This is a genomic window from Candidatus Nitrospira neuquenensis, assembly GCF_979578155.1.
Window position 1 is genome coordinate 1 of sequence record NZ_CEFZDU010000025.1, and the last position, 13,597, is coordinate 13,597.

The 13,597-nt window shown below is 69.6% G+C and carries 18 protein-coding genes and 2 tRNA genes; 9 read left to right on the forward strand and 11 right to left on the reverse strand.

Features of this window, described 5'->3' with window-relative positions; all coding sequences use genetic code 11:
* Window positions 1-648: 648 nt before the first annotated feature.
* The 4 genes from AC1U7O_RS10445 to AC1U7O_RS10460 all read right to left on the reverse strand — a co-directional run bounded on the left by AC1U7O_RS10445 (window position 649) and on the right by AC1U7O_RS10460 (window position 2,199).
* A tRNA-Lys gene (locus AC1U7O_RS10445) sits at window positions 649-724 on the reverse strand.
* A gap of 96 nt (window positions 725-820) precedes the next feature.
* Window positions 821-896: transfer RNA gene (locus tag AC1U7O_RS10450), tRNA-Arg, on the reverse strand.
* Between the two features lie 96 nt (window positions 897-992).
* The gene (locus tag AC1U7O_RS10455) at window positions 993-1,613 is read right to left on the reverse strand and encodes a YkgJ family cysteine cluster protein (RefSeq protein ID WP_479894707.1); all 621 of its coding nucleotides are present in this window, start codon (window positions 1,611-1,613) and stop codon (window positions 993-995) included.
* Between the two features lie 13 nt (window positions 1,614-1,626).
* Window positions 1,627-2,199 (reverse strand): hypothetical protein, encoded by a 573-nt coding sequence (locus tag AC1U7O_RS10460; RefSeq protein WP_479894708.1) that lies wholly within the window; start codon window positions 2,197-2,199, stop codon window positions 1,627-1,629.
* 285 nt (window positions 2,200-2,484) lie between these two features.
* On the opposite strand from AC1U7O_RS10460, the gene AC1U7O_RS10465 reads away from it, so the two are divergent.
* Window positions 2,485-2,772 (forward strand): HU family DNA-binding protein, encoded by a 288-nt coding sequence (locus AC1U7O_RS10465; protein ID WP_479894709.1) that lies wholly within the window; start codon window positions 2,485-2,487, stop codon window positions 2,770-2,772.
* 134 nt (window positions 2,773-2,906) lie between these two features.
* Here the strand turns inward: AC1U7O_RS10465 and AC1U7O_RS10470 are convergent, their stop codons facing one another.
* Window positions 2,907-3,182 (reverse strand): MoaD/ThiS family protein, encoded by a 276-nt coding sequence (locus tag AC1U7O_RS10470; protein WP_479894710.1) that lies wholly within the window; start codon window positions 3,180-3,182, stop codon window positions 2,907-2,909.
* 77 nt (window positions 3,183-3,259) lie between these two features.
* Here AC1U7O_RS10470 and AC1U7O_RS10475 point away from each other — a divergent pair, with 77 nt between their 5' ends.
* Window positions 3,260-3,670 carry a hypothetical protein gene (locus AC1U7O_RS10475; protein WP_479894711.1) on the forward strand — a complete coding sequence of 137 codons (411 nt, stop codon included), beginning with the start codon at window positions 3,260-3,262 and terminating at the stop codon, window positions 3,668-3,670.
* Between the two features lie 12 nt (window positions 3,671-3,682).
* Here the strand turns inward: AC1U7O_RS10475 and AC1U7O_RS10480 are convergent, their stop codons facing one another.
* Both AC1U7O_RS10480 and AC1U7O_RS10485 read right to left on the reverse strand, forming a co-directional pair.
* The gene (locus tag AC1U7O_RS10480; RefSeq protein ID WP_479894712.1) at window positions 3,683-3,943 is read right to left on the reverse strand and encodes a hypothetical protein; all 261 of its coding nucleotides are present in this window, start codon (window positions 3,941-3,943) and stop codon (window positions 3,683-3,685) included.
* 10 nt (window positions 3,944-3,953) lie between these two features.
* Window positions 3,954-4,745, reverse strand: coding sequence for a cyclase family protein (locus AC1U7O_RS10485; protein WP_479894713.1), 792 nt, complete (start codon window positions 4,743-4,745; stop codon window positions 3,954-3,956).
* A gap of 110 nt (window positions 4,746-4,855) precedes the next feature.
* On the opposite strand from AC1U7O_RS10485, the gene rfbC reads away from it, so the two are divergent.
* The 7 genes from rfbC (at window position 4,856) to AC1U7O_RS10520 (ending at window position 9,727) form a co-directional block, all read left to right on the forward strand.
* The gene (gene rfbC / locus AC1U7O_RS10490) at window positions 4,856-5,410 is read left to right on the forward strand and encodes a dTDP-4-dehydrorhamnose 3,5-epimerase (RefSeq protein ID WP_479894714.1); all 555 of its coding nucleotides are present in this window, start codon (window positions 4,856-4,858) and stop codon (window positions 5,408-5,410) included.
* A gap of 98 nt (window positions 5,411-5,508) precedes the next feature.
* The gene (locus AC1U7O_RS10495) at window positions 5,509-6,006 is read left to right on the forward strand and encodes a Fur family transcriptional regulator (RefSeq protein ID WP_479894715.1); all 498 of its coding nucleotides are present in this window, start codon (window positions 5,509-5,511) and stop codon (window positions 6,004-6,006) included.
* Window positions 5,991-6,419 (forward strand): rubrerythrin family protein, encoded by a 429-nt coding sequence (locus AC1U7O_RS10500; RefSeq protein ID WP_479894716.1) that lies wholly within the window; start codon window positions 5,991-5,993, stop codon window positions 6,417-6,419. Before AC1U7O_RS10495 ends, AC1U7O_RS10500 begins: the two co-directional genes overlap by 16 nt.
* Before the next feature lie 69 nt (window positions 6,420-6,488).
* The gene (locus tag AC1U7O_RS10505) at window positions 6,489-7,763 is read left to right on the forward strand and encodes a heterodisulfide reductase-related iron-sulfur binding cluster (RefSeq protein WP_479894717.1); all 1,275 of its coding nucleotides are present in this window, start codon (window positions 6,489-6,491) and stop codon (window positions 7,761-7,763) included.
* A complete protein-coding gene (locus AC1U7O_RS10510; RefSeq protein WP_479894719.1) occupies window positions 7,760-8,365 on the forward strand; it encodes a DUF3501 family protein in 606 nt (201 codons plus the stop codon). Before AC1U7O_RS10505 ends, AC1U7O_RS10510 begins: the two co-directional genes overlap by 4 nt.
* Before the next feature lie 102 nt (window positions 8,366-8,467).
* On the forward strand, window positions 8,468-8,788 hold the full coding sequence (gene erpA / locus AC1U7O_RS10515; protein WP_479894720.1) for an iron-sulfur cluster insertion protein ErpA: 321 nt from the start codon (window positions 8,468-8,470) through the stop codon (window positions 8,786-8,788).
* A gap of 93 nt (window positions 8,789-8,881) precedes the next feature.
* A complete protein-coding gene (locus AC1U7O_RS10520; RefSeq protein ID WP_479894721.1) occupies window positions 8,882-9,727 on the forward strand; it encodes a 6-pyruvoyl trahydropterin synthase family protein in 846 nt (281 codons plus the stop codon).
* Window positions 9,728-9,736: 9 nt separating this feature from the next.
* Here the strand turns inward: AC1U7O_RS10520 and AC1U7O_RS10525 are convergent, their stop codons facing one another.
* From AC1U7O_RS10525 to typA, 4 genes are all read right to left on the reverse strand, one after another.
* A complete protein-coding gene (locus tag AC1U7O_RS10525; RefSeq protein ID WP_479894722.1) occupies window positions 9,737-10,111 on the reverse strand; it encodes a thioredoxin family protein in 375 nt (124 codons plus the stop codon).
* 22 nt (window positions 10,112-10,133) lie between these two features.
* The gene (locus tag AC1U7O_RS10530; RefSeq protein ID WP_479894724.1) at window positions 10,134-10,607 is read right to left on the reverse strand and encodes a peroxiredoxin; all 474 of its coding nucleotides are present in this window, start codon (window positions 10,605-10,607) and stop codon (window positions 10,134-10,136) included.
* 159 nt (window positions 10,608-10,766) lie between these two features.
* A complete protein-coding gene (locus AC1U7O_RS10535) occupies window positions 10,767-11,534 on the reverse strand; it encodes a hypothetical protein (protein ID WP_479894725.1) in 768 nt (255 codons plus the stop codon).
* A gap of 37 nt (window positions 11,535-11,571) precedes the next feature.
* Entirely contained in the window at window positions 11,572-13,452 is a 1,881-nt protein-coding gene (gene typA / locus AC1U7O_RS10540; protein WP_479894726.1) for a translational GTPase TypA, read from the reverse strand.
* Window positions 13,453-13,597: the final 145 nt, after the last annotated feature.

Consider the following 13,597-nt stretch of genomic DNA (forward strand, 5'->3'; position numbering starts at 1 on the left):
GAGGGGGCAATTTCACATCAGAATAAAAGGGTCAACTTCGGCTGATGATTGACACCTTCTGGCCGTCGGCGTGGCCGCCCGCCGCTGATCCCGCGACAGCAGCCGGCTCTGCCACTGCTCGGTCTCTGCGCCCGCCTGCAGCCGCGGCCGGGACACCGTCGGGCAGGGCGGCTCCAACCCCGTGGTCAGAGTGCGCGCGGGATGGCCGTGCCGATAGCCCCGTCGCGCCGGACTCCGCCCGGCGGTCCGTGAGCGGGAATGGTGCCATCGCAATCCCGTGCTTGCGGGCTCGATGGAGCGAGAACACAACGCGCGGGATCGGTGGTTGAGGCGGGAGGAGAAAGACAGGCTCCTTGCGGCCTGTGCGCCGTGGTTGCGGGATATCGTCGTGTTTGCGCTCAACACGGGAAGGCGGGCGGGGGAGATTGGCCCTCGCCTGGCAGGGGGTAGACCTTACGCGGCGGGTGGAGCCGTACACGGTGCAGCGGCTGTTGGGTCATACATCACCGATCATGACCCAGCGTGACGCCCACCATTACCCAGAGAGCTTGCGGGAGGGGGGCGAGATCCTGGACCGTCCCAGGTCGGGACACAATACACAGTTGGCCCAGCCGGCAGGGTTAAAGCGGTGTAAGTGACTGGAAATTATGGTGGGCCGTGCAGGGATCGAACCTGCGGCCCGCTGATTAAGAGTCAGCTGCTCTACCAGCTGAGCTAACGGCCCACCGGGTCTTGGCGATGTGAGGCGTGAGGCGTCGGACGCGAGCGAGACCTGCGCCGGAATTCCGAATGGCCCACCCCGTTGCGCCTCGCGGATGAGTGGCGCGCCTGACAGGATTTGAACCTGTGGCCCTCAGCTCCGGAGGCTGATGCTCTATCCACTGAGCTACAGGCGCGTCCACGTCCGCGAGCGAGGGTGACACCTTATCACAGGGCTCCCGGCCCTGTCCAGGCACCGCGGCCCGCCACCCGGCCCGGGTCGGCCGCCGCCGTTACGGCCGCGACGGCGCCGTCTCGTCCCAGGCTCCCCCGGGCAGGAAGCCGTGGGTGATCGGCAGCTCCTCCTCCGTCCCGTCGAGGACCGCGGCCTCTTCGACCGCGAGCGCATCCTCCTCCGCGCGGAGCGCGCGGGAGAGTCGCACGATCGGTACGAACGTCTGGACCTCGCAGGCCCCCTGCACGAGCCCGCCGGCCTCCGGCGGGATGCCCATGAGCCGACAGGTCAGCGGGCGGAAGGCATAGACGCGGCAGCGCCCGTCGTCGCCGAGGGCCGGGCAGGGACGGTCGGCGAACCGGACCATGAGCGCATCCTGGTCGGCGTCGCTCCAGTCGTCGAGGAAGGGGGAGGCGGCGAGGGCGGGGAAGGCGGCTTCCATGGCCGACGCCTGCCCGCGCGCCCGGGCCTCGATGTCCCGACGCGCGTCGGGCGGCAGGGTCTGGAGGCCCTGCCGCAGGTCCCGGGCGTCCCGGATGGTGATGGGAAAGGGGCCGGTGCAGCACCGGCAGCAGCCCGGCCGGCAGGGGAGGGCGCCGAGCAGCGCCGCCCGCGCGCGGTCGAACCACCGCTCGGCCTTGCGCGGCAGGTCGCTGCGGTGCTCGGGGGGCAAGGGCACGGCCCGCGCGGGGTTACACGGGGTCGATCTCGGAGGAGAGGTCGTCCGGCATCTCGACGATGAGCTCCCCCTTGGGGGAGAAGAAGCCCTGGCCGTCCATCTGGACCAGCCCGTTGCAGTTCTCCTGGAAGAACTCGAGGATCCAGCCGTTGAAGTCGTAGCCGTCGTCCGTGATGTCCTTCCTGTCGTACTGGGTGGTGGCGATGAACCGCGCCCGGGCGAGGTGCTCCCGAACGAGCTGGGCTTCGATGTGGTCGTGGATCGAAAGCTGCTCCAGGAACTGGGCGCGCTCCTGCTCGAAATCCTTCTGGTACGTGCCGCGGTCGCGGAGGCAGAAGAGCTGGATCGGCTTGCGTTCCCGATGGTAGCCGAGGGAAATCCGCACCCAGGCCCACTCCTCCAACGCCGCGGGGTCCATCTTGGGAATCAACGGCACCTGGCCGCGGGACTTGAGGAAATCGAGCAGCAGCCGCAGGGGGGGCGAGTCCTCCCGTACGCAAAAGACGCGACAGTAGGCGAGCTGGCCGGTCTCGGGCTGCGGCTCCGGCTGGCCCGGCGTGGAGATGATCGGCAGTTCTTTGCCCATGGGGTTCCTCGGGGTGACGTTCCGTCGGTCGGTCCGACCGGCGGCCTTACTGTACTCGGTGGGCCCGGTCCGGCGCAAGGTGCGCGGCGCGGCGACCGGGCGAGACGCCAAGTCTGGCTTGCGTTTTTGTGGTTGACAGGGTAGGGGACATTCGTTACACTCCCGACCGTTCCGACGCGGTGTTCAGGCGTGCGCACTCATTGAAAGGGGCTTGTCGCGCTCATCCCACGGCTGTTCCCGTTCCAACGCAGCGCCACCGCAGTTCACCCTTTGATGGAGGTCCGTATGGGTAAACCGATGACCAAGTCGCAGATTGCCGATCACCTGGCGAGCCGCGCCGGGATCACCAAGAAGACCGCCACCCAGATCTTGGACGACCTGTCGACGCTGGCCTACAAGGAAGCGAAGAACACGTTCGTCGTGCCGGGTATCGGCAAGCTGGTCCTGGCGAACCGCAAGGCGCGGATGGGTCGCAACCCGCAGACGGGCGAGGCGATCAAGATCCCGGCCAAACGGGTGGTGAAGTTCCGGGTCGCGAAGGCGGCCAAGGACGCGATCCTCGGCAAGAAGTGAGCGGGGCGTTCCAGCCGGTGTGAGGCGCGCGCAGGCGTTTTTGACGCCGGATCACCGTACGGATTTCGGATGGACGGGGGCCGGTCCTCCTCGGGGGGCCGGCCCCTCGCATTTTCCGGGCGTCGCCGCGCCGCTCAGTGGTGGCTGGGCGCCAGGCCGGTGCCCCCCATGCCGTCGTGGGCGACCAGCTTGATCGCGTCGCCGTCGTGCACGCGGCTGTCCTCGCTGGCGATGCGCTTGTTGATCGTCACGAGCACCTTCTTCTCCCGCATGAGCCGCAGCACGTCGCGCAGCGTGTCGCCCTGCCGCTGGATGAGCTGGCGCACGGTGAGCGGCTCGGTGATCTTGCAGGCGAAGTCGCGCTCGCCGTCGGCCGTCTGCAACTGTCCCATCAACGTGATCGTGACCATGGCGCGTGTCCCGTCCTTCCGTCCCTCCCCGCCGCCGGCCGGTTGACGGCGGCCGCCTCCTCTGTTATGCAGGAGGCATGCACTCGCTCGACATCCACCGCCCCGGCATGCCGGACCTGCAGTTCGTGCTGTTCGTCGTCGCGCTCTGCACCTCGGGGCTGCCGAGCCTCAACGTGCCGGAGCCGGTGCGGGCGCGTGTCTTCGACCGCTGCTGGGCGCTGCTCCACGACGGGCCGCCGCCCGTCGCCTCGACGGAGCGGGTCCTGGACCTCCGGGCCGGCACGGAGCTGACGCTGGAGGCGATGGCCGCGACGATCCGGACCACCTTGAGCGAGGCCGGCTGTTCCGTGCTGACCTGGGACCATCCCCCGAGCGAGCCGACCCGCGACAGCACGCCCGAGGCGCTCCCGCTCATCGAGCGGCTCCAGCGGCTCTATCCACACGCCCCCGACATCGCGGACCCGGGGCCTGAGGCCGAGGGGCGCTGAGGGCCGTCCCCGTCAAGAGCCGGCGTAGATCTCAAAGAAGGCCTCGACGCTCTCCAGCAGCCGCGCCTTGATCTCTTCCGGCGTCCCGTTGATCACGTGCAGCGCCATGGTGGCGGCGGTGCCGTCGGGCCGCGTCACGGGCACGTGGGGATGCAGGCGCTCGGGGGCCGAGCCTTTGTCCAGCCGCATGCCGTAGCAGAGCGTGTATTGGTCGCCCACGAGTTTCAGGTGGCGGGCGCGCGGCGCGGGGGGCGTGGGGCGTCGTGGCTTCATGGTCGGGACCTCAGGGCAACAGGGCGATGATGCGGACCGGGCCGCCGGTGCCGCCGCGGATCTTGACCGGGAGCGCGTAGACCGTCGCCCCGCGGGGCGGCAGCCGGTCCAGCGCCGCGACGTTCTCGAGCGCGTAGACGTCGGCGCCGTTCAGGACCCGATGGACGGGGAAATCCTGCGACCGGCCGGGATCGATGCTGGCCGTGTCGATGCCGACGCCGCGCACGCGGCGCTGCGTCACGAGAAACTCCGCCGCCGCGCGCCCCATGCCGGGAAAGTGGAGGCTGCGGGCGTCGTCGGGGGTGGTCGTGCCCAGGTACCGCGCCGCGTCGGGCCAGCGCGCGCCCCAGCCGCTGCGCATGAAGACGAGCGCGTCGGGCTCGATCGGGCCGTGTCGGGCCTCCCACGCCTCGATGTCGGCGACGGTCAGCTCGTAGTCGGGGTCGGCCGCGCACCGGTCGGCGACGTCGATGACGACGGCGGGGCCGACGAGCCGCTCCGGCGGGATCTCGTCCACGCTCCGCCCGCCCTCGGCGAAATGGATGGGCGCGTCGATGTGCGTGCCGCCGTGCTCCGAGGCCGAGAAGTCCGCGGAAGCGTACCAGAACCCGCCGGCCGTCCGGCCCCAGGACGTCGTCGTCCGGTGGAACCGGTGCTGCGTGGGCCAGTAGACCGTCCGCTCGTCGAAGGCATAGGTCAGGTCCACCAGCGTCGGGGGCGGCGCCGAGGCGCAGGACGCCGGGCCGCCGAGCGCGAGCAGGGCGGCGAGCAACTGCAGAGGGGCTGCGGGCCGGCGCGTCATCGGTCGTACCCTATAACAGGTTTGCGGACGGCGGTGCAACCGCGGCGCTTCCCCCGCCGCCCGCGCTTCGGCTAAGATAGCGTCCCACATTGGAGCCGCAGGAGGTGCGCGTGAAGTTCATGCCGACGACGATCAAGGACGTGATCCTGGTGGAGCCCGACGTGCACGAGGACCGGCGCGGCTTCTTCATGGAGACCTACCACGCGAAGAAGTACGCGGAGGGCGGCATCCCGGGCCCCTTCGTCCAGGACAATGTCTCGATGTCCGTCCGCGGCACGCTCCGCGGCCTGCACTACCAGCTCGTCAACCCCCAGGGGAAGCTGGTGAGCGTGTCGGAGGGCGCGGTCTTCGACGTGGCGGTGGACATCCGCCGGGGGTCGCCCACCTTCGGCCGATGGGTCGGCGTGGAGCTGTCGGCGGAGAACAAGCGGCAGCTCTACATCCCGGTGGGGTTCGCCCACGGCTTTTGCGTGCTGAGCGAGCGCGCCGGGATGGTCTACAAGTGCACGGACTTCTACAATCCCCACGGCGAGCGGGGCATCATCTGGAACGATCCGACGATCGGCATCGCCTGGCCCGTCGCCTCCCCCCTGCTGTCGCCCAAGGACATGGCCTACCGGCGCCTCGACGAGATGACCGAGGAGCTGTTCGACTACCGCGGCTGATTCGGCGGCCCCGGCGCGATCCCCCACGTCCCTCCGCCGGCCGTTGACCCGGGCCTGCAGTCCGTGCTAGATAGGAGTCATTCCTAGGCAGGAACGGGATGCACGTCACGGCGGAGGAGATCCGGCGGCGGTTCCGCGAGCGGGGGCTCAAGCTCACGCCCCAGCGGGCGGCCATCTACCGGGCGCTCGTCGAGAGCCGCGCCCATCCCACGGCGGAGGACCTGCTGCGCGAGGTCCAGCGCGAGCACCCGATGGTGTCGCCGAACACCGTGTACTACACGCTCGGGGCGCTCCGCCGGGCGGGGCTCGTCCAGGAGGTCAATTACTGGCACGACCGGGCGCGCTTCGACGGGAACCTCGCCCCGCACCACCATCTCATCTGCCTGGGGTGCCGGACCATCACGGACCTGACCGACGCGGCGCTGGACCGGCTGGCGGCGCCGGCGGGCTCGCGGGCGGGGTTCGTGGTCACCGGCCATCGGGTGGAGTTTCACGGCTACTGCGCGGGCTGCCGCCGCCGCGGACGCGGGCGGGCGGGGACCGCCACCGGACGATCACCTTCATCGCAGGGGAGGAGAACATGGCCAAGAGTCTGAAGGGCACCAAGAGCCACGAGAACCTGAAGGCGGCCTTCGCGGGCGAATCCCAGGCGAACCGCCGGTACCTCTATTTCGCGCGCCGCGCCGACATCGAGGGCTACCCGGACATCGGGGGCCTGTTCCGCGATACGTCGGAAGCCGAGACGGGCCACGCGTTCGGCCACCTGGATTTCCTGAAGGAGGTCGGCGATCCGGCCACGGGCGTGCCGATCGGCAACACGGAGGCGAACCTCAAGTCCGCGATCGAGGGCGAGACCTACGAGTACACGCAGATGTACCCGGGCATGGCGAAGACGGCCCGTGAGGAGGGGTTCGAGGAGCTGGCCGAGTGGTTCGAGACCCTGGCGAAGGCCGAGCGCTCGCACGCCAACCGCTTCACCAAGGGACTGGAAAGCCTCAAGAGCGCGTGACGGGGCGGCGGCGGGACGGGGGCCATCCGCCCCGCCGCCCGCACGGTCGGCGAGGGGACGCGAGGGACCGTGAAGGGGATTGACCTGCTCGACAACGGCCGGGGGCGCCCGGAGCTGGAGCGCGAGACCTTGCGGATCTACGAGGTCTGCGACGGCTGCCGCCGCTGCTTCAACCTCTGTCCCTCCTTCAACACGCTCTTCGACCGGATCGAGGCGGCCGAGGGCGAGCCGGGGAAGCTGGGCGCCGGAGACCTGGAGCGAGTCGCCCGGGAGTGCTACTACTGCAAGCTCTGCTACAACCACTGTCCCTACACGCCGCCGCACCAGTACGCGATCGACTTTCCCCATCTCATGGTCGCCTGGAAGCAGCAGATCGCGACCGAGCGCGGGGTGCCCTGGCGGGACCGCCTGCTCATCAAGACGGACCTGCTCGGTCGGCTCGGCAGCGCCTTCGCGGCGCTGGTGAACCGGGTCATGCGCCTGCCCCCGGCGCGGCGCCTGATGGAACGGACGGCGGGCGTGCACCGGGAGCGGCAAGTGCTCCCCTTCCAGGCGGAAACCCTGCCCCGCTGGTGGAGCCGGCGCGGGCCGGCGGCGACGGGCGGCGCCAACGGCAAGGTCGCGCTGTTCGCCGGCTGCCTGCTGAACTACCAGGCGACGGACGTCGGCAAGGCGGCGGTGCAGGTGCTGGAGAAAAACGGGGTCGCGGTCGCGCTGGCCGGATCGCGCTGCTGCGGGATGCCCTCCTTCGACATCGGCGATACGGGGGCGATGGTCCGCGCGGCCAGGGCCGCGATGGAGGAGCTGCGGCCCTGGCTGGAGCGGGGTTACGACGTGGTGTCGCCCGTCCCGAGCTGCAGCCTCATGCTGAAGCGGGAATATCCGATGCTCGTGCCGGGGGAAGAATCGGCGCGGCTGGCCGCGCGGACCTTCGACGTCTGCGAATACCTGATGCGGCTCAAGAAGGCCGGCCGCCTGGCGACGGACTTCGTGCGGGCGCCCGGGCGCGTGGCCTACCAGATTCCCTGCCACCTGCGCGATCAGAACATCGGGTTCAAGTCCAAGGAGCTGATGGAGGCGGCCGGGGCCACGGTCGAGGTCGTCGAGCGCTGCTCCGGCCACGACGGGACCTGGGGCGCCAAGGTCGAGTTCTTCGACCTGTCCATGAAGATCGCCCGGCGCGCGGTGCGCGAGATCGAGCGGGCGCCGGCCGACCTCGTCGCCTCCGACTGTCCCCTCGCCGCGCTCCAGCTCGACCAGGCGGGGGCGCCTGCCCATGCCGGCGGCCGGCCCGTACGCCATCCGATCCAGATCGTCCGCGACGCCTACGGGTTGCCCTCATGAAGCCCTTGACCCCCGACGACCTCATCCCCCCGGCGGAGTACGAGCGGCTCCGCGAGGGGTTCCGCCGGGAGATCATCGCGCTCAAGCGCCGGCGCCGCCTGGCTGTGGGCGACCGCGTGACGCTGCTGTTCGAGAACCGGGCGACCGTCCGGTTTCAGGTGCTGGAGATGATCCGGGCGGAGCGGATCTTCGACCCCGTGAAGGTGCGGGAGGAGCTGGAGGTCTACAACGCCCTCCTGCCGGAGGAGGGAGAGCTGAGCGCGACGCTCTTCATCGAGATCACGGAGCAGGATCGGATCAAGGCGGAGCTGGATGCCTTCCAGGGTATCGATCGGGGCAACGGCGTGGCCCTACGGGCCGGCGGCGAGACGCTGATCGCGGAGTTCGAGGCCGGGCACAGCAAGGAGGACAAGCTCAGCGCCGTCCATTTCATCCGGTTCCGGACGACCCCGGCCTTCGTCCGGGCGCTGGAGGCCGAGGATCGGCCCGTGACGGCCCTGGTGCAGCATCCACACTACCGGGCGGAGGTCCCGGTGCCTGCGGCGCTGCGGGGGCAGTGGCTGGCCGACCTGGGCCTTCCGGTCCCATCCTGGGCCGAATGACCGCGATCCGGCGCTGTTGAAAGGGCGGGAGGCCGCTCTTATAATGGATCATTGGTGGACCGGGCAGTGCGCCCCGTCCCGAGCAGAAGAGGGAGGCCGACGATGGTGACCATCACGCAGAAGGCCGGGGAGAAGATCCAGGAGCTGATCAAGGAAGAGCAGGACGTCGTGGGCCTGCGCATCTACGTGCGCGGCGGCGGCTGCCACGGGTACCAGTACGGCATGGCCTTCGAGAACAAGCTGTCCGACGACGACACGGTGATCGAGAAGGACGGCGTGAAGGTCATCATGGATTCGCAGAGCGCGCCGCTGCTCCAGGGGGCGGAGGTGGACTACGTGGAGAGCCTCCAGGGCTCCGGGTTCGCGATCAAGAACCCGCAGGCGAAGACGACCTGCGGCTGCGGCAGCTCCTTCAGCGCGTAACGGATGTGACACAGGCCGCCCTCCGCGGGGCGGCCAAGGCGGTCGTGGGGCCGGGGGGCGTGCAACCCCGGCCCCCTTTCATATGGGCTCCTCGTGAACCAAGTCCGCCTGACCAAGCGCGTCGAGTTCGCCGCGGCCCACCGGTACGATCGGCCGGAGTGGGACGAAACGCGCAACCTCGCCGTCTTCGGCCCCTGCCACCGCGCGCCCGGCCACGGGCACAACTACCTGCTGGAAGTCACGGTGGGCGGCGACGTGGACCCGATCCACGGCATGGTGGTGAACCTCTACGACCTGAAGCGGATCCTGAAGGAGGTCCTGGAGGAGTTCGACCACAAGCACCTGAACCTGGACACCCCCTATTTCGTCGAGGAGATCCCCACCAGCGAAAACCTGGCGCACGTCCTCTGGGGCGCGCTCGAGGCCAGGCCGGAAATCGGGCGGTTGGAACAGGTGCGGCTGCGCGAGGACGAGGACCTCTTCGCGGAGGTGGATCGGCACGACCGGCCGTCCGGGCCGGCCGGCCGCAAGACGGCCGCGGTGAGCCGGCGCTATCCCTTCGCGGCGGCGCATCGCCTGGACCCGGCCGGCCTGTCGGAGGCGGAGCGGCGCCGGCTTGCCGGTCCCTGCGCCGGCGCGGAGCCGCACGGGCACAACTATGTGCTGGAAGTCACGGTGCGCGGCCCGATCGATCCGCTCACCGGGATGGTGACCGATCTCGGGGCGCTGGATCGGCTCGTGCGGGAGTCGGTCCTGGCGCGGGTCGACCGGCACGACCTGAGCCGCGATCCGGACCTGGCCCCGGCGACCGGGGAACGGCTGGTTCGGCTGGCGTGGGGGCTGTTGGACGGGAAGCTCGCCCAGGGCCGACTGGCCAGGGTCCGGCTGGAAGAGACGCAGGATCTGTCCTACGAGTACACGGGCCCGGCGGGCGGCTGACGTGAGGTCTCAGCGCCGCAGCAGATGGTCGTTGATCAGGGCCGCCAGCTCGTCCGGCTCCACCTTCCCCTCCCGCTGCATCACCAGCCGTCCGCCGGAAAAGAGGTGCGTCGTCGGGTAGGTCTCGAACTGGTGCCGCTTCTTGATCTCGCGGCACCGGCCGGGGACGTGCATCTTGGCCTTGCCGACCTTGATCTGGGGGAACTGCGCGGCGGTCTGCTCCAGGATGGGGTCGTACTGCGCGCAGGGCTCGCAGGAAGCGATGCCGTACGCCACGAGAGCCGCGGGCGCGTTCAGGAACTCCTCGTAGTTCGCGTCGCTCACGTCTTCGACGGTCCCGGCCACGGTCTCCTCCCCGGCGACGGCGGCCGGAGGGGCCTGCACGGCCCCTCCGGCCGCGTCTCGCTCAGTTCAGCTTCTTCAACGCCTCGAGGATCTCCTTGTCGTCGCGCGCTGTCTTGATCTCCTGGACCTTGACGTAGGCGACCTTGCCGTTCTTGTCCACGATGACCGTCGCGCGCTTGCCGCAGTTCAACGGCTCGAAGTAGAGCCCGTACTTCTTGACGACCTCGCGGTTGAAGTCCGAGAGCAGGGTGTGCTTGAGGCCGAGGGAATCCGCCCAGGCCTTGTGGCTGAAGAAGCTGTCGGTGCTGATGCCGAACACGACCGCGTTGAGCCCGTCGAACTTCGGGAAGTCGTCGGTCAGGCACTTGTTCTCGTTCGTGCAGACCGGGCTCCAGTCCAGGGGATAGAACGCGAGCACGACGTTCTTCTTGCCCCGGAAGTCGCTCAGCTTGACGTCCTTCTGGTCTTGATCCTTCAGGGTAAAGTCCGGGGCCACGTCTCCGACCTTGATCTCGGCCGCCACATCCGTCGCCATGACAGACCTCCTTCGCAGGGTTAGCAGGGTCAGTAAGAAACCGGCCTCACGCGTGAGGTGGTAGCACGCTCCTCGGAAGGTTGTCAATTGCCCAGAAGACCTAACGGCCGTCCGGTCTGCGCGTCCATCCCGTTGAATGGGCTGGGGAAACTCGCCAGATCACGGCGAGGCCGACGGCTCCCAGGCGACCTCGCGGAGCTGGATGGTGGTGCCCAGGGGGGCGGCCGTTCGGTAACGGAGCACGCGGAGGGACAGGCCGAGGAAGGGGAGGGGCACGACCGCGCCGACGGGGAGCGGGCCACCCAGGCGCGCCACCTCCTCGGCGATCTCGGCCAAGCGCTCGGCCGCGGGGCCGAGCGGCAGCCCGGCCGGTCGGAAGGTTTCCAGCTCGTCGAGCCCGAGCTTGGCGAGGCCCCTGGTGTAGACCCAGCCCCGCGTCCCGTCTTCGTCCTGCTCGACCATGACATGGTCGGCGAGGCGGAAGAGATCGAGCGGCCGGTCCCGCCAGTCGGAGGGGTTCAGGTAGGTCTGGGAGAGGATGTCGTAAGTGGTCCCGTCGGTCAGGAGCGTAAGCCCGCGGGCGAGGCGGGCCGCGTGCAACACCAGGTTGCAGGCCTGCGCGGGAACCAGGGCCGGTCGAAAGACCAGGGCGGCCCGCGGATGGCCCCAGCCCAGCGTGTCCCGCCAGGTCTCGGCCTCGGCCGGGGCGACGAGCGGCCGGAAGGCGGCGGTCCAGGGGCCGTGGACCGCCCGGACGGTTCCTGCGCCCTCCTCGCCGGCGTCGCCGGCGAGCCGGAGCGGGCCGCCGTAGTGGAGGTCGAACCAGCGCGACAGCTCGACGAGGGCCGTCGGGGCGGAGGAAAAGCCGACGACATACAGGGGGCGCGCGGTCCGTTCCGGTTTGGGAGGCTTGCGGCGGATCTTCATGGCGCCGGATCGCCGGCGGAGGGAGCGGGGAGCCCGGTCAGGCTTTCCGGTCCTTGCGCGCCTTGCGGCGATCCTCGGGGTTGAGCAGGCGCTTGCGGAGGCGGATGCTGCTCGGCGTGACCTCGACGAGCTCGTCCGGACCGATGTATTCCATCGCGAAGTCCAGCGTCATGGGCCGGGGCGGCGTGAGCGTGAGCGCCTCGTCCGAGCCGGAGGCCCGCATGTTCGTCAGGTGCTTGGCCTTGCAGACGTTCACGTCCAGGTCCTCGTCGCGGCTGTTCTGGCCGACCACCATGCCCTGGTACACCTCGACGCCCGGGCCGATGAAGAGGCTCCCGCGCTCCTGGATCATGAAGAGGCCGTAGGCGTTGCTGGTCCCGTCCTCGTAGGCCACGAGCGAGCCGTGCGGCTGGACGAGGGTCTCGCGCGCGTCCGCCGGCTGGTACCCCTGGAACACGTGGTGGAGGATGACGGTGCCCCGGGTCTTGGCGAGCAGGACGTTCTTGAGCCCGATGACGCCGCGCGTCGGGATCGCGTACTCCAGGTGCATGTCGCCGGCCTGGCCCTCGCTGTGCGCGAGCTTCATGTGGCGGAGCTGGCCGCGGCGCCGCCCCACCTCCTCGATCACCGCGCCCTGGTACTCGGCGGGGACATCGATGGTCAGCTCCTCGAAGGGCTCCATCAACACGCCGTCCTCCTCGCGCATGATGACCTCGGGCTGGGAGACCTGCAGCTCGAAGCCCTCGCGCCGCATCTGCTCGATGAGCACGCCCAGGTGCAGCTCGCCGCGGCCGGCCACCAGGTAGCGGTCGGGGCTGTCCGTCTCCTGGACGCGCAGGGAGACGTTGGTCTCCAGCTCGCGGAACAGGCGCTCGCGCAGGTGGCGGGAGGTCAGGAACTTGCCCTCGCGGCCGGCGAAGGGGCTGGTGTTGACCCCGAAGGTCATCTGCACGGTCGGCTCGTCCACCGCGACCGGCGGCAGAGCGACGGGATGCTCCGCGTCGGCGATCGTCTCCCCGATGCCGACCTCCGGCAGACCCGCGACGGCGACGATCTCGCCCGCCTCGGCGCGCTCCACCTCCACGCGCTCCAGGCCGGAGAAGACGGTCAGGTCGGTGACCTTGCCCGGCACCTGCTCCCCGTCGCGCGTGATCCGGACGACGGACTGGCGTCGCGCGATCGAGCCGGACTGGACCTTGCCGATGCCCATCTTGCCCTTGTAGGAATCGTAGGCCAGCGCCAGTACGAGAATCTGCAGCGGCGCCTCCGCGCGGATCGCCGGGGCGGGGACGTGCTCCAGGATCGTGTCGAGCAGCGGGGTGATGTCGCTCCCGGGCCTGTTCACGTCCAGCGTGGCGGTGCCGTTGATAGCGGAGGTGTAGACGGTCGCGAAGTCGAGCTGGTCGTTCGTCGCGCCGAGGTGAACGAAGAGGTCGAAGGTCCGGTTCAGCACGTCGTCCACGGCGGCATCCGGCCGGTCGATCTTGTTGATGACGACGATGGCCCGGAGGCCCAGCGCGAGCGCCTTGCGGAGCACGAAGGTGGTCTGGGGCATCGGCCCCTCCTTCGCGTCCACGAGGAGCAGGACGCCGTCCACCATGCGGAGCGTGCGCTCCACTTCGCCGCCGAAGTCGGCGTGGCCCGGCGTGTCCACCAAGTTGATCTTCACGTCACGGTAGAACACGCTCGCGTTCTTGGCGCGGATCGTGATGCCGCGCTCGCGCTCCTGGTCCATCGAGTCCATGATCCGCTCGCCCATGTCCTGGATCTTGCGGTGGGCGCGCGTGTGACGCAGCAGGGCGTCCACGAGCGTGGTCTTGCCGTGATCCACGTGGGCGATGATGGCGATGTTGCGGATGTCGGCCCGGCGCCCGGCCTCGCCGCGCGGCTGCGCCAATCCCGTCGTCTGGGGCTCCATGGACAGGGTCGTCCTCCGGCAAAAAAAAGACGCCGCGGGAGTACGGCGTCGAGCGGAGTATACCGGACGCCCCGGCCGAATACAAGCGCGCGTATTGAGTCATCTAAAATCTTACCGAGAGACAGATCGTTGCGTCATTTGTAAT

Bases quoted from the DNA above. Each gene is read 5' to 3' on its own strand.
- AC1U7O_RS10460 (WP_479894708.1), bottom strand. From the start codon at position 2,199: ATGGGCAAAGAACTGCCGATCATCTCCACGCCGGGCCAGCCGGAGCCG.
- AC1U7O_RS10465 (WP_479894709.1), top strand. From the start codon at position 2,485: ATGGGTAAACCGATGACCAAGTCGCAGATTGCCGATCACCTGGCGAGC.
- AC1U7O_RS10470 (WP_479894710.1), bottom strand. From the start codon at position 3,182: ATGGTCACGATCACGTTGATGGGACAGTTGCAGACGGCCGACGGCGAG.
- AC1U7O_RS10475 (WP_479894711.1), top strand. From the start codon at position 3,260: ATGCACTCGCTCGACATCCACCGCCCCGGCATGCCGGACCTGCAGTTC.
- AC1U7O_RS10480 (WP_479894712.1), bottom strand. From the start codon at position 3,943: ATGAAGCCACGACGCCCCACGCCCCCCGCGCCGCGCGCCCGCCACCTG.
- AC1U7O_RS10485 (WP_479894713.1), bottom strand. From the start codon at position 4,745: ATGACGCGCCGGCCCGCAGCCCCTCTGCAGTTGCTCGCCGCCCTGCTC.
- AC1U7O_RS10495 (WP_479894715.1), top strand. From the start codon at position 5,509: ATGCACGTCACGGCGGAGGAGATCCGGCGGCGGTTCCGCGAGCGGGGG.
- AC1U7O_RS10500 (WP_479894716.1), top strand. From the start codon at position 5,991: ATGGCCAAGAGTCTGAAGGGCACCAAGAGCCACGAGAACCTGAAGGCG.
- AC1U7O_RS10510 (WP_479894719.1), top strand. From the start codon at position 7,760: ATGAAGCCCTTGACCCCCGACGACCTCATCCCCCCGGCGGAGTACGAG.
- erpA (WP_479894720.1), top strand. From the start codon at position 8,468: ATGGTGACCATCACGCAGAAGGCCGGGGAGAAGATCCAGGAGCTGATC.
- AC1U7O_RS10530 (WP_479894724.1), bottom strand. From the start codon at position 10,607: ATGGCGACGGATGTGGCGGCCGAGATCAAGGTCGGAGACGTGGCCCCG.
- AC1U7O_RS10535 (WP_479894725.1), bottom strand. From the start codon at position 11,534: ATGAAGATCCGCCGCAAGCCTCCCAAACCGGAACGGACCGCGCGCCCC.
- typA (WP_479894726.1), bottom strand. From the start codon at position 13,452: ATGGAGCCCCAGACGACGGGATTGGCGCAGCCGCGCGGCGAGGCCGGG.